This is a genomic window from Bifidobacterium sp. ESL0825 (genome assembly GCF_052606465.1).
In genome coordinates this window covers 463,698-483,629 of the sequence record NZ_CP199589.1, presented here as the reverse complement: position 1 = coordinate 483,629, position 19,932 = coordinate 463,698, and the positions used below count along the sequence as shown (strand labels likewise).

19 protein-coding genes are annotated in these 19,932 nt (G+C 53.5%); 12 read left to right on the top strand and 7 right to left on the bottom strand.

The window, feature by feature from the left end:
• The first annotated feature begins 1 nt into the window (after position 1).
• The 7 genes from ACUIAG_RS02140 (at position 2) to ACUIAG_RS02110 (ending at position 6,823) form a co-directional block, all read left to right on the top strand.
• Positions 2-487: a hypothetical protein gene (locus tag ACUIAG_RS02140; protein ID WP_445340010.1), complete on the top strand. Its 486-nt coding sequence runs from the start codon at positions 2-4 to the stop codon at positions 485-487.
• The gene (locus ACUIAG_RS02135; RefSeq protein ID WP_445340009.1) at positions 484-1,242 is read left to right on the top strand and encodes a murein hydrolase transporter LrgB; all 759 of its coding nucleotides are present in this window, start codon (positions 484-486) and stop codon (positions 1,240-1,242) included. The genes ACUIAG_RS02140 and ACUIAG_RS02135 overlap by 4 nt, the downstream gene beginning before the upstream one ends.
• 31 nt (positions 1,243-1,273) lie before the next feature.
• Positions 1,274-2,134, top strand: a complete 861-nt coding sequence (locus ACUIAG_RS02130; RefSeq protein ID WP_445340008.1) for an ATP-binding cassette domain-containing protein — start codon at positions 1,274-1,276, stop codon at positions 2,132-2,134.
• Between the two features lie 35 nt (positions 2,135-2,169).
• A complete protein-coding gene (locus tag ACUIAG_RS02125; RefSeq protein WP_445340007.1) occupies positions 2,170-2,574 on the top strand; it encodes a DUF2511 domain-containing protein in 405 nt (134 codons plus the stop codon).
• Between the two features lie 498 nt (positions 2,575-3,072).
• Complete coding sequence (locus tag ACUIAG_RS02120) at positions 3,073-4,716, top strand: MFS transporter (RefSeq protein WP_445340006.1); 1,644 nt, start codon at positions 3,073-3,075, stop codon at positions 4,714-4,716.
• 98 nt (positions 4,717-4,814) lie between these two features.
• Positions 4,815-6,197, top strand: coding sequence for a sensor histidine kinase (locus ACUIAG_RS02115; protein ID WP_445340005.1), 1,383 nt, complete (start codon positions 4,815-4,817; stop codon positions 6,195-6,197).
• Positions 6,194-6,823 (top strand): response regulator, encoded by a 630-nt coding sequence (locus tag ACUIAG_RS02110; protein ID WP_445340004.1) that lies wholly within the window; start codon positions 6,194-6,196, stop codon positions 6,821-6,823. The genes ACUIAG_RS02115 and ACUIAG_RS02110 overlap by 4 nt, the downstream gene beginning before the upstream one ends.
• 186 nt (positions 6,824-7,009) lie before the next feature.
• Here ACUIAG_RS02110 and ACUIAG_RS02105 read toward each other — a convergent pair whose 3' ends face one another.
• The gene (locus tag ACUIAG_RS02105) at positions 7,010-7,537 is read right to left on the bottom strand and encodes a VOC family protein (protein WP_445340003.1); all 528 of its coding nucleotides are present in this window, start codon (positions 7,535-7,537) and stop codon (positions 7,010-7,012) included.
• An 84-nt stretch (positions 7,538-7,621) separates the two neighbouring features.
• Entirely contained in the window at positions 7,622-8,425 is an 804-nt protein-coding gene (locus ACUIAG_RS02100) for a MerR family transcriptional regulator (protein ID WP_445340002.1), read from the bottom strand.
• Positions 8,426-8,753: 328 nt separating this feature from the next.
• Here ACUIAG_RS02100 and ACUIAG_RS02095 point away from each other — a divergent pair, with 328 nt between their 5' ends.
• From ACUIAG_RS02095 to ACUIAG_RS02075, 5 genes are all read left to right on the top strand, one after another.
• Positions 8,754-9,743 (top strand): ATP-binding cassette domain-containing protein, encoded by a 990-nt coding sequence (locus tag ACUIAG_RS02095; protein ID WP_445340001.1) that lies wholly within the window; start codon positions 8,754-8,756, stop codon positions 9,741-9,743.
• The gene (locus tag ACUIAG_RS02090; protein WP_445340000.1) at positions 9,740-10,591 is read left to right on the top strand and encodes an ABC transporter permease; all 852 of its coding nucleotides are present in this window, start codon (positions 9,740-9,742) and stop codon (positions 10,589-10,591) included. Before ACUIAG_RS02095 ends, ACUIAG_RS02090 begins: the two co-directional genes overlap by 4 nt.
• A complete protein-coding gene (locus tag ACUIAG_RS02085) occupies positions 10,588-11,388 on the top strand; it encodes an ABC transporter permease (protein WP_445339999.1) in 801 nt (266 codons plus the stop codon). Before ACUIAG_RS02090 ends, ACUIAG_RS02085 begins: the two co-directional genes overlap by 4 nt.
• 207 nt (positions 11,389-11,595) lie before the next feature.
• A complete protein-coding gene (locus tag ACUIAG_RS02080) occupies positions 11,596-12,777 on the top strand; it encodes a sensor histidine kinase (protein ID WP_445339998.1) in 1,182 nt (393 codons plus the stop codon).
• On the top strand, positions 12,774-13,448 hold the full coding sequence (locus tag ACUIAG_RS02075; protein ID WP_445339997.1) for a response regulator transcription factor: 675 nt from the start codon (positions 12,774-12,776) through the stop codon (positions 13,446-13,448). Before ACUIAG_RS02080 ends, ACUIAG_RS02075 begins: the two co-directional genes overlap by 4 nt.
• Before the next feature lie 68 nt (positions 13,449-13,516).
• On the opposite strand, the gene ACUIAG_RS02070 is transcribed toward ACUIAG_RS02075, so the two are convergent.
• The 5 genes from ACUIAG_RS02070 to ACUIAG_RS02050 all read right to left on the bottom strand — a co-directional run bounded on the left by ACUIAG_RS02070 (position 13,517) and on the right by ACUIAG_RS02050 (position 19,027).
• Positions 13,517-14,533 carry an alpha/beta hydrolase family protein gene (locus tag ACUIAG_RS02070; RefSeq protein ID WP_445339996.1) on the bottom strand — a complete coding sequence of 339 codons (1,017 nt, stop codon included), beginning with the start codon at positions 14,531-14,533 and terminating at the stop codon, positions 13,517-13,519.
• A gap of 612 nt (positions 14,534-15,145) precedes the next feature.
• Positions 15,146-15,526 (bottom strand): hypothetical protein, encoded by a 381-nt coding sequence (locus tag ACUIAG_RS02065; protein WP_445339995.1) that lies wholly within the window; start codon positions 15,524-15,526, stop codon positions 15,146-15,148.
• An 841-nt stretch (positions 15,527-16,367) separates the two neighbouring features.
• The gene (locus ACUIAG_RS02060; RefSeq protein WP_445339994.1) at positions 16,368-17,054 is read right to left on the bottom strand and encodes a glycosyltransferase family 39 protein; all 687 of its coding nucleotides are present in this window, start codon (positions 17,052-17,054) and stop codon (positions 16,368-16,370) included.
• Positions 17,055-17,416: 362 nt separating this feature from the next.
• On the bottom strand, positions 17,417-17,905 hold the full coding sequence (locus ACUIAG_RS02055) for a hypothetical protein (protein ID WP_445339993.1): 489 nt from the start codon (positions 17,903-17,905) through the stop codon (positions 17,417-17,419).
• A 138-nt stretch (positions 17,906-18,043) separates the two neighbouring features.
• On the bottom strand, positions 18,044-19,027 hold the full coding sequence (locus ACUIAG_RS02050; protein WP_445339992.1) for an Abi family protein: 984 nt from the start codon (positions 19,025-19,027) through the stop codon (positions 18,044-18,046).
• Positions 19,028-19,932 lie beyond the last annotated feature (905 nt).

Sequence of the window (19,932 nt, the reverse complement as noted above, 5' to 3'; positions counted from 1 at the left end):
TATGATGGTTCTCACCCAAGTGCCGGTAATTGCTGCTGGCCTATCTACAGCTTTTGTGCTCAATGGTGACCCAATCGTTGAACTTACTGAGTCAACTCCAACTGGATGGCGGAGAGTTCAAGTGACCAGGCTGCTTATCATTACCGGGGCAAATCTTACTGCCGCAGGCCTTCTCTTTATCGGCTTGCATGTGATGCGACTTTGGCCACGTGACATGGGATGGGTGAGCATCATTACCCCGGTTGGCAGTATGTTCATTGTCAACTGTCTGGTTTTCCTTATAGCCGTACTCACCACGTCTATGCCAACATCGTCGCTGGCTTCCATAGCTATTTGGCTGTTTTTATGTTTTATATGGGATCCATACATCACCGATCCAGTCCGGCAACGACTCGTCCCATCGATTATTGCAGCAGCAGGCGCAATCTTCGGATGGAAAACGTGCAGTAATACAGAACGCAATGTGTTGCAGGTGGCAGAACTATGAGGATACTCAGCCTTGTACGCATCACGCTACTGATGTTTTATCGGCGTAAAGCCTTATGGATAGCCAGCATGCCGCTGGCGCTCTTCGCCCTCTTTTTGGCCTATGCCTCTCCCATGTCACCTGGACTCAACACCATACAGGGTCTTGTCTTTACCGGACAGGTTCTTGCCATCTTCACCGCGCTGGCATACGCAGCATCGTTCAGCGACCTGATGACTGCCGGCAGACGAACTGGAATGGACGAGCTTGAATCTACCTCCCCCTTACCGATGGCTGTCATCCGCTCAGCTCATGTCCTAGGAGCATGGGTTATCTGCATATCTTCCTCCCTGCTTTTCCTGGTATTGATCGCGGTCTACCAAACCTTCCACGGCAATGGTGAGGCAATACTCGTGGCCCTGGCGGTAGCACTTGTCATACTCTCACCATCAATGCTGATTGCCATGGGGATATCCGCCCTGCTAGGAGCCCTGTTACCCACAATCCTGGCCCGGATTCTTGCCGTCCTGACATGGGCCTGGCTGGCTTTCTATACCCCCCTATTGCCACTTCCAACGCTCAATGGTGGCCCGCTGGCAGTCATTGGCGATCCCATTGCGCAGGGATGGTTTCATACCGATCCTATGTACATGCCGGCGAACGGTCCCTTCACCGTCCAATCGGGAGTCATATCCCTGCTCTGGCAGGTGTGTATTATCTTCCTTCTTTTCACTGGTGCAAACATAGCCTCCAACCACACAAAAGCTCGGGTCTGACTTTCATCTGACTTTGAAAGGAATTACTCACATGTTTATCTCCATTGACCATCTGACCAAGGATTTTCGGGGGAGACCGGCCGCTTTGAACGATCTGACCGTTGATCTTCCAAAGGGCATGATAGGACTTATTGGTCCAAATGGTGCCGGTAAAACAACCCTCATGCGTATTCTCACCGGAATAATCAAACCGACTAAAGGTAAAATTTTTATTGATGGACAAGATCTGTCTTTGCCGGCCAACAGGCGAAATCTAAAACGGTACCTGGGTTATCTGCCACAGCACATCACCCCCTACGAGAACCTGTCCCCGCTTGAATTCCTTGACTATATCGGCATCTTGAAAATGATTGACAACAAACACATGCGGCAGGAGCAGGCGCATACCCTCCTGGAACAGGCGGGATTGGAAGACGTGATGAACCAACCTATCGGAGGGTTGTCCGGGGGTATGAGGCGCAGAGTTGGCATCGCACAGGCTCTTATGGGCGACCCCCAGCTACTGGTTGTCGACGAACCCACAGCGGAGTTGGATCCCGAAGAGCGCATGCGGTTCCGCACGCTCCTTGCCCAGCTGGGGCAGGATCGAACCGTTATCCTCTCCACCCACATACTCGATGATGTTGCACAAACCTGCCCCTGGGTATGCGTATTACGTGTCGGACACAACCAGTATGACGGGCCGACTGCGGGGCTGATCCATGAAGCTGCCGGTCATACCTGGGTCACGCCTCCCATCTCGGCCCCACCGGAAAATGCCACAATCATCAACGCGGAACCCACCCCACAGGGGACAAGATACCGCATAGTTACTGATACACCGCCAGCAGGCTCTGTAGAAACTGCGCCCAACCTTGAGGACGGATATATGGCTTTGGCCAGCGAGCGCTAGAAACCGCCTCCAAGTATGAAAGAACGTCGATAATTATGAAACGAATCAAGCAGAGCCTCAGAACCATTTTGCTTATATGCGCCACAGTTATGCTGACAGTGGGGGTTGTCGGCTGCGCTGACGGCATGAAGCACCCTGAAGAGTATTCCACTGATGGAAGCAATAAGGTTGCAGCTACCAGCAACCCGCAAACAATTTCGAAAGAAGATCTGGGTCACACCTGGCCTCTTAAAGTTGATGAGGGCACCGTGTCATGCAAGCTCAGCAAGCAGGGAGACCCCATCCTCCGCTTTACCACCTCAGATGGTGAACAGTACGCACTGAACCAGGTACAAGACAATGAGCATCTCAAAAGCATTGAAACAATAAAATCAGACAAGAGTAAATCAGCAGGAACTCTGATGAATTTCGCCTTCTCGGTCTGCGACGTCCCTAAATAGACTATTTTTACAGAGCTCAAAGGGTGGCTCAACGATGGACAACAATAACAACAGGTCACCCAGGTTGACCGCGTGGAGAATATCCTCACATTGCATTATCTGTTGTTGATATTTACTCATTCACAGCGTCAAGTGAATCTCGCTCACATTGGTTATTTGAGCGGGCAGTTGCTCACGAGTCATCTGGGTGATCTAACTAACATAGCTATCGATCTCACCATCAATTAGCTCATACCCTTGTTAATAAACTGCAAGACAGTACCTTTGCCAGCACCAGACAGCCCTATAACTCACACAGTCTGATTTCCGCGAACAGTTGCATTGCTGATCTTCTAGTCCCAGCTCTGACACAGCAGTCAACATGTCATCCGAATGGGGGACATAGATATAGCGACTGGGATGACATAAGAAGCGAGAATATCTTTTTACTCTCATGGTGTAGCGCCTCCAAAGCCGATTACGGCGATATCAATTGCGCGAACACGAAAGAGAGACAGCATGCAAGATTGCGAAGTCAAAAGACAAGAAGACCCCTTGCCAGTGATCGGGGCTTCACAACCTCCTATCAATCACAAAAAACTCAGCCTGATCATGATTGGACTTATTGTCGCCGTCTCTATGACCAACATAGATTCGACAATCGTCTCCTTATCGAGTCAGGCAGTCCAATCAGGTCTGGGTCTGACCGCAAGCGGCATACAGTGGATTGTCAACGCCTACATGCTGGCTGCGGCCGCCACTTTCCCCATCTGCGGGCATCTGTCGGATCTAGCGGGCTACAAGCGCATCATGCTTTCAGGTACATTCCTTTTTGGAATGGGCAGTTTATGTTGCGGACTTGTTCCTGCCAATTCACTCTCGCTGATGCTGATGATCTTCTCCCGAGCGCTCCAAGGCATTGGTTCAGCCATGATGTTCCCGGCCGCTATCGGTATTCTGTTCTCCTACTCGGCCGAAAACAAGAGGGCCGGAAACATGGCTCTGTTCTTCGCCATCACAGGAGCCATGACATGTTTGGGCCCCATTCTGGGCTCTTGGCTGATTCAATACTCCTGGCGCGACATCTTCTTTATCAATCTGCCTCTTGCTCTGGCGGCAATCGCCATGATCGTCTCGATGATTCCGAAGGACTCACCCACAACCGAACACGGCAGTCAGCATATTGACTGGGCTGGCGGCCTGGCCGTAGGACTCGCCATGATAGCTCTGATCGTGCCGATTCAACAGGGCAGCACCGTTGGCTGGTCGGATTGGCGCATTATTGCCAGTTTTGGTGCCAGCCTCGTGCTATTCCTGGTGTTCGGCTTCTGGGATTCGCACGTCGGCAATCCAATCATTAAACTCAGAATCTTCCGCAACCCACCATTCGACATTTCCCAGCTCGCCATGTTGGTAGCCGCCGTGATCTTCCAACCCATCATGTACTTCCTCAGCGTCTATGGGCTCCTTGCACTCAACCGGTCAACATTGATGACCAGCCTGTTCATCCTCTACTTTTTCTTAGGTTTCCTGGTTTCCGCCTTGTTAGGCGCCCAACTCTTCAACAGACATGGCATGAAACCGGTATTGCTGATCGCCGGCTTGATAGCTGCAACAGGTTTCTCCCTCATGTCGCTTACAGCCGGTTCGCTCGATAAAGGACTGCCCTCCAATACCGTCTGGCTGTCACTTTCCATGGTGGTTGCGGGTGCAGGGATCGGATTCATGTTCTCGCCATCATCCACTGATGCGGTCAATCGGGCCATCAACGCCTCTTATGGCGAAGTCACTGCCATCAATCAGACCTTCAAAAACTTCAGCGGCGCCTTAGGCATGGCAATGCTTGGACCCTTGTGCACCCATTATTTTGCCCTGGATATTCATAAGGCCTTGGGCAAGTACGGAGTAAGCGCATCCCGAGCGCAAGCCATCGCAGATACTATTGGATCCGGAACTTCGGCAGGTGCTCAATCACAATTCGCCAGTATGCCCCAATCCATGCGGGATATGATTATGCCTCTGATCAGGGCCTCCTATGCCAGCGGCAGCAGCAAGGTCTTCCTAGCAATGGGTTGTCTGTCCTTGCTATTCATTCCCTTGGCTCTCTTGTATCCCCGAAAAGGCAAGCAAATTTTCGCTGGTAAGACAATCAAAAACCAATGAAGATCCCGGTTTCGAGGCTCGGAAACAGGAAAACCCGACGATTTCTACAGGCATTTTGGCAGTAGGGTGAATAAGTGTGGAAGTCATGGGAGACATGAGTGAAGATCTCTGAGGAAACCAATCGAGAAGGCCAACGGCAAGACCGGCTCTCGATGAAACTGGATGGTGATTGCGTTGACGGTCAACTTGACGCGACCGCAAGAACCGATGCCCAGCGTCGACGTCTTCATAACACCTGGAACTGGTATTTCATTGTGGAAGCAGGTTGCGTAACAGGAGCCGATTGCTTCTTCTCGACTGCATCCATGACCTATAAACTTGTTTCAAGCTTTCTCATCCTATTGCCCTGCCTGTTTTTCATGATCGTGGTTCTGCCTAGGGTATATGACAAGTCTGAAAGATTTGATCGGAAAACGGCAGATCAGCCGGTAAGCAAAACAGGAGCATATGGTTGGATTTTCGCTCTGCTGACGCTGGTCTGCCTACCCATGGGCGCTTGGTTGGATGGTACCGCCATTCTGGCTCAGCTGTTTATCGTGCCACAACTCTTCATCGCTTTTTCCTACCTTCCTGCTCTGGGGTTGGTAGGAGTCCTGAATATAGCCTATTTGGCCATGGCTTTGGCTGGAAAAAGGTTCTTGAGTACAGATCTAACCGGCAATCTTATGCTCATGATTCTCGTAGTGGTATTCTCCGCAATGATTGGAAAGTCCTTCAATGTCCTGGCTTTGACCAACGGACATAATCAAATGCTGCTGGACAAAATGGAGTCTCAACAAGAGACGATTCGCAGACTCAGCAGAGCCGAAGGAGCGTCCATCGAGCGTGAACGTGTGGCCAATGAAATGCATGACACAATCGCCCAGTCTTTGACTTCCATTCTGGCCTTGGCCAGGGTAGCTCATGAAGAACTGATCGACGACATACCTGCAGCTCAGAAGCATTTGGAAATGATCGCCAGCACGTCGAAGGGTTCTTTGGATGACACCAGAAGAATGATTGCGGATTCGGCACCGGCTGATCTGGATGGCAGGGACCTGAAGACGGCCCTGGAACGGACAGTGCATGCCACCACAGCAAAGACAGGTTTTCAATCACAGTGCCAGATTCAACGAACCTTGCCGCCCTTGCCTAAGCAGACCGAGGTCAACCTGCTGCGTATAGTCCAGGAGTCCTTGACTAATATTTCCAAGCATGCCAATGCCCAGCATGTACAGGTGAGCTTGCTTTTGAAAGGGCAGGAACTCCTGGAACTTCAGATCAAGGATGATGGTCGTGGTTTTGATATTCAAAACTTGGATTTCCAGGAGATGGAAAAGGCGGGGCATGGCTATGGTCTGCGAGATATGGCCAAACGAGCTCAAGACGCGGGTGGGCGCTGTACGGTAACCTCCGTTCCCGGGCAAGGCACCTCCATAACTGTAAATATTCCTGTCGAAAGACCAAGTAACACTACTCGACCAGATAAGGAGGAAAGATGATCCGACTTGTCATGGCCGACGACCACCCCATGGTTCGGGAGGGCATACGCAGCATGCTGAAACGCCATGCAGACCTTGAAGTGGTTGCCGAAGCATGTAATGGCACCCAGGCCATAGAGGCTGTAGCGAAAACACGTCCGGATTTGTTGCTACTCGATCTGCGGATGCCTGATATGAGCGGTCCTGAAGTCACCCGGAAAGTGCTGGCTTCTTATCCCAAAACCAAGGTATTGATCCTTACCACTTACGATTCCGACCACGATATTCTGCCGGCCATAGAAGCCGGAGCCAATGGCTATCTGCTGAAAGACGTAGAACCGCATGTCTTGGCCCAAGCTATCCGTGACACTGTTGCAGGGTCCACTGTGCTGAATCCGACCGCCGCGGAAGCAGTCAGCAAAGCACTGCGTCCAGCGACCAGACCAGCACTATCCGAACAAGAGACGCGTGTGCTGCGCGAGGCCGCCAAAGGCATGACCAATCGGCAAATCGCAGAACACTTATACATCAGCGAGGCAACAGTAAAAACATACTTCAGTCGGATCTTCGCCAAATTGGAGGTCAGCGATCGCACGGCTGCAGTAGCGGAAGCCATCGAAACTCTAGGCCTAAGACCCGATCAGTAAACCAGAACGACTAGCGTTAATAACCAATAGTCTCTTAAACGATAGCCTATTTTGGATCTGGGGCAAGAACCGACGTTATAAGAAGAACCAACGTTATAGTTATTTCTATTTCTCTCGGCCGTTCGAGGCCTTTAATTGTTGCTCTTAAAATCAAATCATGACAGGGGAGAAGGGCTTGAACTTTGCTCATTGACCGTGCGAGTTCAGATAAACTTCGGTCTGCCTTTTATCGACAGCCAAGGCAGCCGTAAGGGTAAGAGCCAGGCCTTCTGGAGTGTGAATCCTAGCTTCAAGCGAGTTCCACGGCTTACGTACTGGAGCTGAAGTGGATCCCGGACGAAGGCGCTCGCATACATCCACAATCTTGCCTATCTGCTTTTCCGTGACTGCTACGCTCAGGCTTCCTATGGACTCCATATCCGCATCAGGGCTGCCAGCATTGGGGCCACTCTTGCGGATCAGCACATCCTGAAAGGCCCAGCGCCGCAAGTGAATCATCACGCCTGGCATTGTGTATAAATTGATGAAACCCAATCCCTGCGTCCAGAAAACCTCTGATTCTTCTAGATCATGGCTATACAGGCACATGAACATGGGCATGAGATAGATGCCTCTATAAGGCTCCGGCGGCTCCGTATCCTTCCCTGGCTCCGGCACGGGACTTATGCCTGCACCTGTATAAGCAGTAGCTTCGGGCTGGTCATGGTTGTCCATGGCTACCTCGTTCCTTAGTTGAAGGGTTTTCAATTGGGTGGTCAAACAGAAAGCGTGATACGTAGGTGGAAGACACTGACTGCATCACTCCCATTTGGCTGTTGCCGGATCTATCCCGATTGCACGAGCCGCAGCTTCGATTGCAGCAAGCATCCATGGCGCCAATCCAGGTTCCAGTCGTTCATAGTGGGATCTGAAACGTGGGTCAGCCACATACATGCGTCCAAGAATGACGTGCATGGAAGGCGTTACGTGCAACCATGACAAAGCCTGCCGATGTTCGTCAATCAGTTCTAGAACCTTATCTGAGGACGGTGGCAGACCTTTTTGCTTGGCTTGTGCAAGCTCACTTTCTACATTTTTGAGCCAGGCCGTGTCCTTTTTCTGCTCTTGCTCGGAGCACATAGCTTTTCGCTCCGCATATTCAAGCCACTGCCTGCTAGTACCCCAGCGTTCGTATGCTTCCGAAAAGTACTGGTCCTCCTGATCGATCTTCGTAGGAGCTGAATCATTACCTGACTTTCCCTTGGCAAGGGCTATGAGTCGGTCCAGACGATCCGCAGCTTTCCTAAAAAGCTGGATTTTCTCCTCAATACGTGAGCGCTGTCCCTGCAACTCGTCCAAAGCAAGCGGTGTCTTGCAATCGAGCAATGCCTTGATTTGTCTGGCATTGAATCCCATCTCCCTGTAGGTCACAATTCGCTCCAGCCGTGCGACGTCATCCTGCATATATTGCCGGTAATTCGACAGTCCACGAATGGGATAGATCAGTCCTTCCTTTTCCCAGTGGCGCAGCATTCTCCTACTGACCCCTGTAAGTTCAGACATCTGACCGATGCTCAAGCCGCTCCTGCTGCCCTCACCACTGAATTCGCTCTCACGTGTCATGCCTTGACCCTAAACCCTGCCATCATGTCAAGGTCAAATCAATTGTTTCCTGGGGATGGATGAGGCAGTGCATGCACACACCGGCCCCAAACGCCCCAATAACAGGTTCTTGAGGAGGCAGCTTTTGATCCTGCTTGTTTGCGAAGTATTCCCCCTCCGATTATGAAAACGACTAAATCCAGCGTGACTCCTTTCCCATGGGTGCAAATTAGCCTCGTCAGCAGCGACGTGTCCCCTGCAGGGGACAGTTTCTTTTCCCGCGTTGAAGGATTGCGCCCGTCGAACTTGCATAGGAATCAGTTGAATTCCGATTGGAAAGGGAGGCGCAATGGCATATACGGACGGAAACAACGACCCGCAACTGGCTGTGTCCACACAGAGGTTGGTCAAAACCTATGGAGATTTCAAAGCCGTGGATGGGCTGAATCTACGGGTACCGGCTGGCGGGGTCTACGGGTTGCTGGGACCAAACGGGGCCGGAAAATCGACCACCATGAAGCTCCTCCTGGGATTGACGAAACCGACTGCTGGAAGCATGTGGCTGCTAGGACAGCAGGTTGGAAAGAAAACCACGATCCAGCCGGGCCGTGTGGGCTCCATGATTGAAGGACCCAGCTTCTATCCAGGCCTGTCGGGACTGGATAACTGCCGCATGGTAGCCGATTATCTGGGTCTGCCAGTTTCAGCTGCCTCAGAAGTGCTAACCAAGGTTGGATTGCGGGGATACGAGAAGAGGAAGGCGGGCGCCTACTCCCTGGGGATGAAGCAGCGGCTGGGCATCGCCATGGCGCTGATCTCGCAGCCGGAGCTCCTGCTCCTGGATGAGCCCACCAATGGCTTGGATGCCGAGGCGGTGGTCGAGGTGCGACAAATGATTATGGACTTGGCCGCCTCAGAGGGGGTCACCGTCATCATCAGCAGCCATATCCTATCGGAGATTGAAAAGATGGCTCCGGTGGTTGGCATCATTGCCGATGGTCATTTGCTCTACCAGGGAACTTTGAAAAACCTGCGGGAAGAGGGTCATATCGATCTACGGGTATCCGATCCTGGGCTCGCGTCAGAGATGCTCGAAACTCAAGGCATTCAACACGAATATATCAGGAAGAGCGCAACCCTGCGCATTCCCGAGATACCAGATCCGCAAATCGGGTCGCTGGTAACTCGACTGGTATCGCATGGTCTGCAGGTATACCGTGTCGCTTCCAAACGTAAGAGCTTGGAAGAGGCCTTCCTCGAACTAGTGGAAAACCCGCAGAGTCATGCAGCGCAGTGCCCTATGCAGCCGTCCGGTCATAAACAGAGGAGCATACGATGAGCTCTGTCGAATCAATCTCCATACGGTCCGAAGAATTTCGATTGGGGAAACCGCCACGCCCATCCCATCCAGGAGGGCTGCTTGTTCTGCTTTCGATGGAGCTTCGCAAGTTGAAAGGCTCCTCATTTTGGTGGATGGCCTTGGGCATGATTGCCCTGGTTTCGGCATGGTCGGGCTTGGCCTTCATGAAACGAGCCGAGTCTGCGAACCCCGCCACTCGTACCGTAGCCCTTGCCCAAGGTGAGATATTCCAAACTGTCGGTCTGCTGGCACCCATCCTTGCAGCGCTGCTGACCAGCCGGCTTGCCGTCATGGAGAGCAGCGAGCGCATGGATCTCAAATGGCGATCCCTAGGCCAGAGTGCGACTGGGAGGTTTCTTGCCAAGCTCGTAGTTACGGGGTGTGTGATTTCGCTATGCTTCGTGATTCCTCTGGCGTGTATACCGCTGTCAGCTTCAGCACAAGGGTTCCATCTCGATGGCAGTCTGGCCGAATACATACTCCTTCCGGCACTGATTGCTTGCTTCTCATCCATGGCTGTCACAGCTATACAACTCGCCCTCTCCCTGACTATCGAAAGGCAGGCCATAGGACTGGGTCTGGGTGTGATAGCTGGTCTGATCGGGACTGGACTGGGCCCGATAAATATGCCGGCTCTGGGCTGGTTCTTCCCAGCCGGGATCAGTTCCGCGGCCAGCCCGTTCCTGTTTTCAGCCAGCTCTGATGGTTTTGCCAGAATGACCTTGGTCGCCAATCCTTGGCCAAAAGTCCTGACCAGCCTTCTGGCATACATTATCTGGTCGGGAATATCAGCACTCATCGTCAAGGTCAAGGAGTCAGGCCGATGAACAGGCAATACCCTGCAAACGCTATAACCATCACCCCGATGCATCGCCACAAGCCATCGATCGCCGCCGCCTTCAAATGGGAGATTCGCAAGGCCGGCAATCTCTGGTACTGGCTGGCCACCATGCTCTTCGACGCCGTCGGAATCTTCAACGGTTGGGACCAGTATCAGAGCTACAAACCGGACTTCCAGGCTCAAGGGGTGACCTGGGCTGCGGTCTGGGGGCAGGCGATCCTTCTGCCAAGCATGGTCTTCATGCCAGTCCTGGTCGCGGCCTTTGCAGCCCAGGTTGAAGCCAACGAGCACAAGGGACGAAACTGGCAGCGTCTTAATGCCTCAGGCATGGTCGGGACTGCCCTAGCCGGGAAGGTGATGCATGGACTGCTGGCCTCCCTCCTTACCGTCGCCATCTTCGAATCCGAATTCATACTCGTGGGTGTTCTGGTAGGAGGCTTCGACCCAGCGGAACTCGGTCCCTATCTTATGCGTGGCGTACCGATGACATTGGCAGTGTGGGCCATTATGACTCTGACACAGGCCATAGCTGCCAGAGCCGAATCCTTTGCCTCAACCATGAGCATCATGTTTCTGCTCACTCTGGCAGGCTGTGCGCTGTCGCTTGCCGCACCGTCCTTGGCGCTGCCTTATCCTCTGGCCCTGATCACCACTGCATCCGCAGCCCGTGACATGGGCAATATCGCGTCTACGGCCTCTATGGCGGCCTCGTGCATGACGGCAATCCTCTGGGTGCTGATTAGCCTCCTCATGTTCCGACACCAGGCCCGCAGAGCCATTTAGCCTCAAATACAAAATCAATAATGAGAGGATGCTGCACTCACAAGGTCGCATATCTCAGTGTCTGACAGCATAATGGAATACCGGCAGTTATCAGGAAGAGGCTCACCGATGAGAGCAGGCAAGAAAACTCAAGGCTGGATTCAGTTGTGGACCCGGCCATATACGGCTTTCGTGGCAGTCTTTTTCTGCGCCCTCTACGAGACAGGGATGCTGACCAGGCTGATCCTTGCCCCAAGCAGCGCCAACCAGACCCTCTACCAGGTCATGAAGTCTACCAGCTGGGGCTTGCCCCTGTTTGTGGTCATTATTTTTCTCGCACTTGTCACCCTATGCCTGCGCCGCCTATATCCTATGGCGACCCTGCTGGTGGTAAGTGGCCTGCTTGCCCTGACTGCCGCAATCTATGGCTCGGGATGCACCTACCTGATCATTCCCTGGCTCGTCAGCCTTTACGCCTGCGCGGTAGAAGCCAAGAGCGTGACATCATTGACAGCTGGGCTGGGCAGTTCCGCCATTCTGGGCCTGCTCAGCATTGCATTCTCTGCCAATTGGCATCGTGATGTCCACTTCACCGACCTTCTGTATCCGACTGGATTGACTATCGCCCTCTGCCTGACAGTCGCCTTCCTCTCACGCTCCGTAAGGCAATCACGCTTGTCAGAGCAGGCATTGGAGGAGGAGCGCTCGCATGCTCTAACCTTGGCCCATGAGCGGGACCAGGCCATGTATCAGTCCAGGGTTGCCGCCCAACTGCATGACAGCGTGGGTCACGACTTGACTGCCATTATCGCCCTATCTGAGGGACTGGATCATGCCAGCGGAAAACCGGAAATTGATGAGGCTATCTCGATGATTAACGACCTGGCACGGCAGGGACTGGATGATACCCGAACGGCTGTTAAAGCCCTGCAATCAGAAACAGATCCAAAAAACGACCCACAGCCGGCCACAGGGGAGAGGCATGGCTGGGATGACATCAAACCCATCCTCGACCACGCCCGGCATGTCGGCATCAGCACTGCCTTGACGGAGACAGGCCGTCGGCCACAGGATTCCGAACAGGCCGACCTTGCCTTCACTGTCACCAGGGAGGCGATCACCAACGCCCTCCGCCACGGACAGGAGGTTAATCGTATTGTGGTCTCCTGGGATCACAACAGCCGGGGCGGCATAGGTATCACCGTTCGCGATGATGGACGAATCTTGAATAACGAAGCCGACAATACCAGTAGCAGCGGTACAGGCCTTGCCAGGTTAAGGGCCGAAGTGCAAGCTCATGGTGGCAGCTTCCATTCGGGTCCGGGTTCTGATGGTTGGACCTTGCAGGCCCGCATACCCTCACTAGCTGCTACGGCAGCTGACGATATCGGCATGAAGGAGAACGCATGATCCGTGTCATGATGGTCGACGACCAGCGCCCGACCCGCATGGGACTGGCACTCATGGTCGCCAAGGACCCAACCTTACATGTCGTTGCGCAGGCAGCCAACGGCCAAGAGGCTCTGGACCAGCTAGCCACAGCCGCCGACAATCAGCAATCTCTGCCCGAAGTGATTCTGATGGATGTGCGCATGCCTGTCATGGACGGGCTGGATGCCACCAGTCGTATCAAAAAGCTCCATCCTGAAATAAGCATTCTCATTCTGACCACCTACGACGAGGACGACTATGCCTTCACAGCTTTAGGGGCAGGCGCATCTGGATTCCTGCTCAAGGATGTCAAGACAGCCGATCTGAACAGAGCCATCCATGCGGTGCATGCAGGCGATGCCATTCTCACGCCGCGCATCACGGCCGAAGTAATCAGGAGAGGAGTCCCAAAGACAAGAGCCAGTGATGAGTCTAAGGCTCGCGAAAAATTCGCTCAGCTGGGTAAGCGCGAACTTGAGGTCGCTTCGCTGGTTAGCCAAGGCCTGACGAATGCGGAGATTGCTGAGCATCTCCAGCTGCAGCCTGATTCGGTCAAAAAGACCGTCAGCCGCATACTGGCAAAACTCAAGGTCAGGGACCGAATCAACATCGCCGTCCTTTGGTATCAGGCCGACATTGCAAACCACTGAATAGCACTGAATGCAAGCGGGCTTATCCGTAAATGGAAGAGGGCTGCATCCGGCTGTATCTTTACGGCTTAATCCATATATTGGCGATAAAAGTCCGCCATTTGGTTCATCAACGGCACATCCAGCTCGTAGCCCTTCGACTTGTCGAAATGCTTGGCCGAATATGCGTTATAGCTTTCGTTGGACGGCTTTTGACCCAGTTGTCTCATGCGCTCCTTGTATTCCTGGTCGAATTGCTTTCGGTATCGCACCGAGTCCTGGGAATAGTAGACATAGGCGTGCCCGCGATCCTGGTATTCACGGAACCGGAATCGTGAGTTGGACTGAAATTCCTCATGGAAGAGGTCATAACTATATCTGACTGGGACCACCTGATCGTCCCGGCTCTGAGTGATGAAAATTCCCGCCTTGGATTTCTTCAAGCCATCCAAAGCGGTATAGTCTGCAAACTTCCCGAACTTTACTTGCTCATACAAGCTCACGCAGGGCATGATGAGCGAGACGGCAGGGCCAGCGATTTTTCTGCCGGGCTGACGCATCATATCGATCGAGCGATTGAACCCAGAAACCATGACTGCGGCCTTGACCTCTTGGTGAAGGTTGAGAACAGCGCCGACGGCGTAGCCTCCCCAGCTCTGTCCGAACAGGAAAAGAGGGAGGCCCTTATATGATTGCTCGCCCTCCACGAAACGAAGGGCTTGGTCTAGATCCTCGACTCCTTGAGGAAGCCCCCTGACGGACTTGCCGGCGCTTTCATCGTTGCCGGTGGCGTCATAGGTGAAGACCAGGAAGCCCCGGGAGGTGAAGTAGTTGGCAACATCCATGTAGGTGTTCTGTCCGCCGCCGCCGAAACCATGAGCAATGACCACAAGGCCCTTGGCCTTGTCCCTATGCTGGTTCGAATTCTCTCTCGAATACTGATATCCAGCCAGTTTCTTACCTTCCTTGGACCGGAAGACGCAGCGCTTCATGCGCAAGCCAGGGAAGTCTGCGAGCGCATAACGCATCCATCCAGGAGTGTTATACCGTTTTCCGAAGGTGTCCTCATAGACCAAAATGGAAGCCCCCGGCAGAATGATTGCCATGACAAGAACAAGTACTATTGCCAGGGCAAGAAGGACCCGCCTCCAATTGCGTTTGGGCTTTGTCCCGCCCGGATTTTCGGACATTTCACTCCCTGATCGGCACCCCATTGTCTGTTTGTATAACTATAAACTTTACAGCTATGAAGCCAGGCCGACTAATTGGTATGCAATGCCGTAATCGGCTGTTTGTAAGTATTTGTCCTCCTATTCATATGGCAGAGGTAGTCAGAATCTTATTAGCCGATGATTGTTTGAGAATAGTTCCATTTGTATGGATTATCTACCACCGTGCAATGCAAACCAATGCAACGCAGACCAGCGTAATGAAATCAATAACGCTATTGAGTTTGACCTGAAGTGCCTTGGTCTGCAATAACTAGTCTTGCTCTAATCGGACACAAATACCATCCTGTATTGATCAATAAGAAATGAGCGGGCTGGGATAGTTCCAATCCACTCACTGCTTAGCTCTTAACTGCTTTGCACTTTTTCAACGCGCAAACGAGGAAACTACTCGCAACCGACAGATTAGAAGTCAGTAGCTCGTCTCGTCTTTATCCTGTAACCGCAAACGGAGGGAGTAGCTTTTGGATAGTTCGGCCCTCTTTGCGCTCAGCTGGCCTGCTGCTGGGTCAGATCATAAACAGTGACACCATCAACAGTCGTTGCGGTATAGTGCTTGGCCACCCACTGCGAGATTTGTGTGGCGGTGTCGGAACCTCCCATCTGATGGCCACCCATCTCACCAGCTATGTAGTAATGAATCTGCTTATCCTTCACGTACTGCTTGAACTGTTCCAAACTGGGGTAGGGATCGGAACCATTGAACCCGCCAATGGCCATGACCGGCTTTTGAGAAGCCAGCTGATAGCCCGCCGCCTGCTGGGATCCAGTCGTGGCAGCAGCCCAGCGATAGGAGTCAGATGACTTTTCCAGCTTGGCGACGATCTTGGAACTGGACCGGCCTCCACCAAGCAGACTTCCTCCCTTCATCCTTTCTCCTTCTGATCCATCATGGAATCCAGATTTGCCCCTGCGCTGTGATGGCATGGAAGGCGCACCCGAAGTGCTGGATTCCCCTTGTGACCCCGAGGAATCCTGGCCCATGGGACCTGGCCCTTGAGAACCCACGCTAGGAGCCTGTTGACCATTAGAACTGCCACCAGACATCTGGCCCTGCTTGCTCGGCTGACCTTGCTGATTCATCGGGTCTTGGCCCATTTGATATGAGCCCATGGGACCGCTGTCACCTCCAGGCTTATCTTGCTGTGGCATATTGCCAGGTGCCCTGCCGCCTGCCTGGCCACCGCCGGGTTGGCCACCACCAGGAGCACCCCCGGGCATACCACCGGGGCCGCCACCCATGCTCCCTGAAGTCAGACTGGGGCCGGCCAGGACGATTGATCCCATGTGTCCTTGGGATACGGTGTACAGCGTCCATGCAGTAGGGCCAGCCATAAGCCCTATGACTGAGACAATGAGGGCTGCAAGAGCGAGTCGTCGTATTCGCAACAACCCAGCCAGGGCAAAGCCGAGAGCACCCATGAGACCGATTATGAGAATGGCCCACTTGAGCCAGGGGAGCCACTGGAAGCGACCTGCCAGACTGAAATCCCAGAAGGTCGTGAAGGCGATAAGAATCGGCGTGACGATCCTGGCCCAGAGCTTGTCCCGGGCGATCCACAGACTGAATGCCCCGATAGCCACCAGCGCAGACAGGGCAGGAGCCAGAGCCACAGTGTAATACTGGTGGAAAATGCCGGCCATAAAGCTGAAAACGAGCCAGGTAACGATCAACCAACCTCCGAAAGCAATGACACTGGCCCTGCGCACGTCAGTACGGACAGCCCTGCCGATAACCAGCAAGCTGATGACAATGCCGGCGAAAGCCAAAGGTGCCAGCCAGGAAATCTGCGTACCGAACTCGCCGCTGAACAGACGATTGAGGCCAGTCTGGCCCCACATGCCGCCGCCGCGACCGCCACCAGCCGGCAGGCACGATGACCGTCAGCAGCACCCACCAGCAGGCAGCGACGATCACGGAACCAATGGCAGCCAGTGAATCCAGGATGCGACGAACCATGCCTGTAGGCGAGGCCAGAAGAAAAGCCAGGGCAAAGCCAGGCAGTACGAGCAGCATCTGCAGTTGCTTGGTAAGGAAGCCGAATCCGATCAGAGCACCGGCCAGGACCATCCACCAAGTGCGCTTTCGATTGCCAGAAGGATGGTCGGCATACTCCAGGGATCTGAGGAGCGCGTGATTGGCACCGGTCATCAATAAGACCAGCAAGGCATCGGGGTTGTTGAAGCGGAACATGAGCGCGGCTACCGGAGTGAGCATGAAGATGAAACCGCTGACAATGCCTGCCCAGTTGCCCCAGTAACGACGCACGGTGGCATAGAGCAGGTAGGTGGTCGCCACCCCCATCAGCGCTTCCGGCAGGAGGATGGCAAAGGAATTCAGTCCAAAGATGCGCACGGAAAGCGCCATCAGCCATAGGGCTGCCGGCGGCTTGTCCACGGTGATGGCGTTCCTGAGTCTAGGGACCCCCAGAGAAAGGCCTTCCAGCTGACCGAGCCTGCCTGGGCCGCAGCCGAATAAAACTCGTTGGCATACCCGGAGGCCGTAAGGTTGATGAAGAATATTGCACAGGCTGCAAGCAGCATGACACCCAGCGCCACCCAGTCTCCACGAGTCCGTCTGGGCAGAATATACGCGCGGGAAGCGTGTTCGTCAGCGACTGCATCTGCGCTTGTTGATCGTGGCGGATTGGTAGTCCGTGAATGCGGGGAGAAGCCAAAGCTGCTGTGAGAAGCCAATGAAGCGTTCATGATAAGTGAAGTTTGCTCTGTCTGTACGAGATTTCGTTTGCTGTCAGCCGCTCAACAAACGGCAGTTTCTTTGCCTGGATTCTTCATATGTGAATGCGGGTCCTCCTCTTTGGCAGGCAAGAGGGACCCACGTAGCTCATACTGGCGGATCTGATCCCAGACGGCAGGGAAGTCCAGGTCGACGCGAAGCTCCTCGACCGTTCGGGCCTCCATACCCTCCCTGACCCGATGCATACCTTCCAGATCCTTCTTTACCGTGTCTGGGATGTCGACCGTCGAGCCGGCATCCTCCACCCAGCGAACAGGAAGCTTCAGCATGGTCATCCCAGCCTGTTGGGCGCGTACAAGCAGCTCCGTATCGAAGAACCACTCGTCATCATTCACCTGAGGCAGCAGGACACGTGCAGCCTGGGAAATAATGGCCTTGAAACCGCACTGAGCATCATGAAAGAAGACAGCCAGATATGAGCGGAGCATGAGGTTGTAGGCGCGTGAAATGAGTTCACGTTTGGGGGAGCGGGTGACCTGAGATTGGGGCATAAGACGCGAGCCAAAAGGTTACCACTTAGTACTGTTTCAGCGCTTAACGACAGCATCTGTTTGAGGATATTAGTACGAATATGACATACATATTGAGAAATCAAAACCGTGCATTTTAAATAGAGAAGATAGAAGACTCTATTGCCATATGGGCAGCTTCTGCCAGTCGTCCGGGAAGCCCATTGGTTTGAGTGGAATGCCAGGATAGCGGTTCATCAGGTCTATGAAGTTTGTACGCCAATGAGTGACGCCCAGTTGCTTCAGGAGGAAGTGTTCCATAGTCAGGAATCCTGCAGGACCTTTCGACTCCGGTCGGCGGAAGGGCTCCCATTCGTTACCCCACCAGTCGGCATTTGCGGGATACAGCTTGGGTTTGATGGGTGTCATCTTCGGGTCTATGCAGTTCCAGAAGCGGTCATGGTGGGCGGTCTTGTTGCGGGCGACACGGATATTCTCGAGCCAACCGCGCAACAATTTCTCATTGCCGACACCGGGCTTGTTAGACATGATTCCCAGTTGCGAGGCCAACCTGCGTTTGATGGCAGGGTCAGCACCCTTGTAGAAGATCTTCTTGAAATCGCCGTAGGACAGGCAATCCACTAGCATCCAAATGGGCGGCAGCGGGTCGCGGTAGGTGCTCTTGAAATGCTTAAGCTGTGGCAGCGAAGATCGCTCATAGTCCTTGGCTATGCCGGCAATCGCACTCTTATGCTCTTCGGTGCTGAGTCCAGGCAGACCGGCAGGCTCAAGGTAACCGAACGGACCCGTTGCTTTGGCAAGTTCGGCAGCCATGTAGCTTTTGAGAAAGACCTCGATGCTGACGATGCCATCGAAGACGATGTTGCGTAGTTCCTGGTCGAACACGTACCGTTCCCAAATGGGGTCCCAAGCAGTCTTCAAAAGAAAGGGCAACTTTCGTTTACTGCTACCCACCATAGGAGTAAGGAAAGGATACCAGTAGCCCTTGAGGCGATAATAGCCTACCAATTCCAAACGATCCGCAAGGTCCTGCACGCCGATGCCTGTCAACCCGTTATCCAGAAGCAGTTGGGCCAGGTCTGCAGAGTCGCGATAAGGATGGCTGGGGTATGTGGGCAACTTGGTTGCAGTTGTGAATCCCATGTGCCCTCCGGGTAAAAAAATACCGCCATAGTATGCGTTCCACCCCGAAAGGCAGTAGAGGCAGTGGCGGCTTCTAACAGTACAAATTCTACATCGTGAGGGCGCCGAACGCAAAACTTCAAGACTCGATTGCCGCTCAGAGCTAAGGCTGAGCGTACACGGCACTCAACGAGATGACATCTCGGGCCAGACCCAGGGCGGTGGTTTTGATTATGACCCTCTACCAGACTCCCGCAGTTGCCCTGGGTACGCTCCTTTGTAGTTCTGCATAGAACAGGAGGATACCGGCGACCTCAACCCTGACCGTCCGCCAGGCCGAAGCCAGCCACAAACGTCAACTGATCCAGGTTGACTCCACGACCTACGTGATTGGATGGAGGAGGATGGCGTAGAGAACTTGCGCCTGTATCAGCGCAGGAATGCATCCGCAGAGACCATCAGCATCAAGGGAAGGCGCGGCCGCGTTGCCGTGGACTCTGAGAAAGAAGCTGATGACGGCTTACGCTCAGCTCAACGCCGACCCCGAAGATCTTCTGGCCGATCATGAACTCACAGCTGGCGAATGAAGGGAAACGTGAACAACGAGCGAAGCGACAAATATATGCAAATAGGTATCAAAGGGCCTGGAACTACAAATAATTCCAAGGCCTAAGACCTTGGAATCGTTGCTATTTGGTCGGGCCGGCGGGATTTGAACCCGCGACCCCTTGTAAGATAAGCCGCTGTTCTGGTACATGCGAGCTGCCTTTAACTGCTGCTAACTATCCAAGGAATACTGCCAATTCTAGCAGATTCCAAGTATGAACTGATGCAAGCTGATACGGGTACTTATGGGTAGCGATGTGCCCGAAATGTGCCCGATTGGATTAGCCAGAAGGAAGTGTCTGATGACATTGGCACAGAAA

Coding starts and splice junctions, on each gene's coding strand:
- ACUIAG_RS02090 (WP_445340000.1), top strand. CDS start 9,740: ATGAGCTCTGTCGAATCAATCTCCATACGGTCCGAAGAATTTCGATTG.
- ACUIAG_RS02070 (WP_445339996.1), bottom strand. CDS start 14,533: ATGGCAATCATTCTGCCGGGGGCTTCCATTTTGGTCTATGAGGACACC.
- ACUIAG_RS02125 (WP_445340007.1), top strand. CDS start 2,170: ATGAAACGAATCAAGCAGAGCCTCAGAACCATTTTGCTTATATGCGCC.
- ACUIAG_RS02135 (WP_445340009.1), top strand. CDS start 484: ATGAGGATACTCAGCCTTGTACGCATCACGCTACTGATGTTTTATCGG.
- ACUIAG_RS02140 (WP_445340010.1), top strand. CDS start 2: ATGATGGTTCTCACCCAAGTGCCGGTAATTGCTGCTGGCCTATCTACA.
- ACUIAG_RS02110 (WP_445340004.1), top strand. CDS start 6,194: ATGATCCGACTTGTCATGGCCGACGACCACCCCATGGTTCGGGAGGGC.
- ACUIAG_RS02120 (WP_445340006.1), top strand. CDS start 3,073: ATGCAAGATTGCGAAGTCAAAAGACAAGAAGACCCCTTGCCAGTGATC.
- ACUIAG_RS02055 (WP_445339993.1), bottom strand. CDS start 17,905: ATGCCCCAATCTCAGGTCACCCGCTCCCCCAAACGTGAACTCATTTCA.
- ACUIAG_RS02075 (WP_445339997.1), top strand. CDS start 12,774: ATGATCCGTGTCATGATGGTCGACGACCAGCGCCCGACCCGCATGGGA.
- ACUIAG_RS02085 (WP_445339999.1), top strand. CDS start 10,588: ATGAACAGGCAATACCCTGCAAACGCTATAACCATCACCCCGATGCAT.
- ACUIAG_RS02130 (WP_445340008.1), top strand. CDS start 1,274: ATGTTTATCTCCATTGACCATCTGACCAAGGATTTTCGGGGGAGACCG.
- ACUIAG_RS02065 (WP_445339995.1), bottom strand. CDS start 15,526: ATGAAGGGAGGAAGTCTGCTTGGTGGAGGCCGGTCCAGTTCCAAGATC.
- ACUIAG_RS02100 (WP_445340002.1), bottom strand. CDS start 8,425: ATGACACGTGAGAGCGAATTCAGTGGTGAGGGCAGCAGGAGCGGCTTG.
- ACUIAG_RS02080 (WP_445339998.1), top strand. CDS start 11,596: ATGCTGACCAGGCTGATCCTTGCCCCAAGCAGCGCCAACCAGACCCTC.
- ACUIAG_RS02105 (WP_445340003.1), bottom strand. CDS start 7,537: ATGGACAACCATGACCAGCCCGAAGCTACTGCTTATACAGGTGCAGGC.
- ACUIAG_RS02095 (WP_445340001.1), top strand. CDS start 8,754: ATGGCATATACGGACGGAAACAACGACCCGCAACTGGCTGTGTCCACA.
- ACUIAG_RS02050 (WP_445339992.1), bottom strand. CDS start 19,027: ATGGGATTCACAACTGCAACCAAGTTGCCCACATACCCCAGCCATCCT.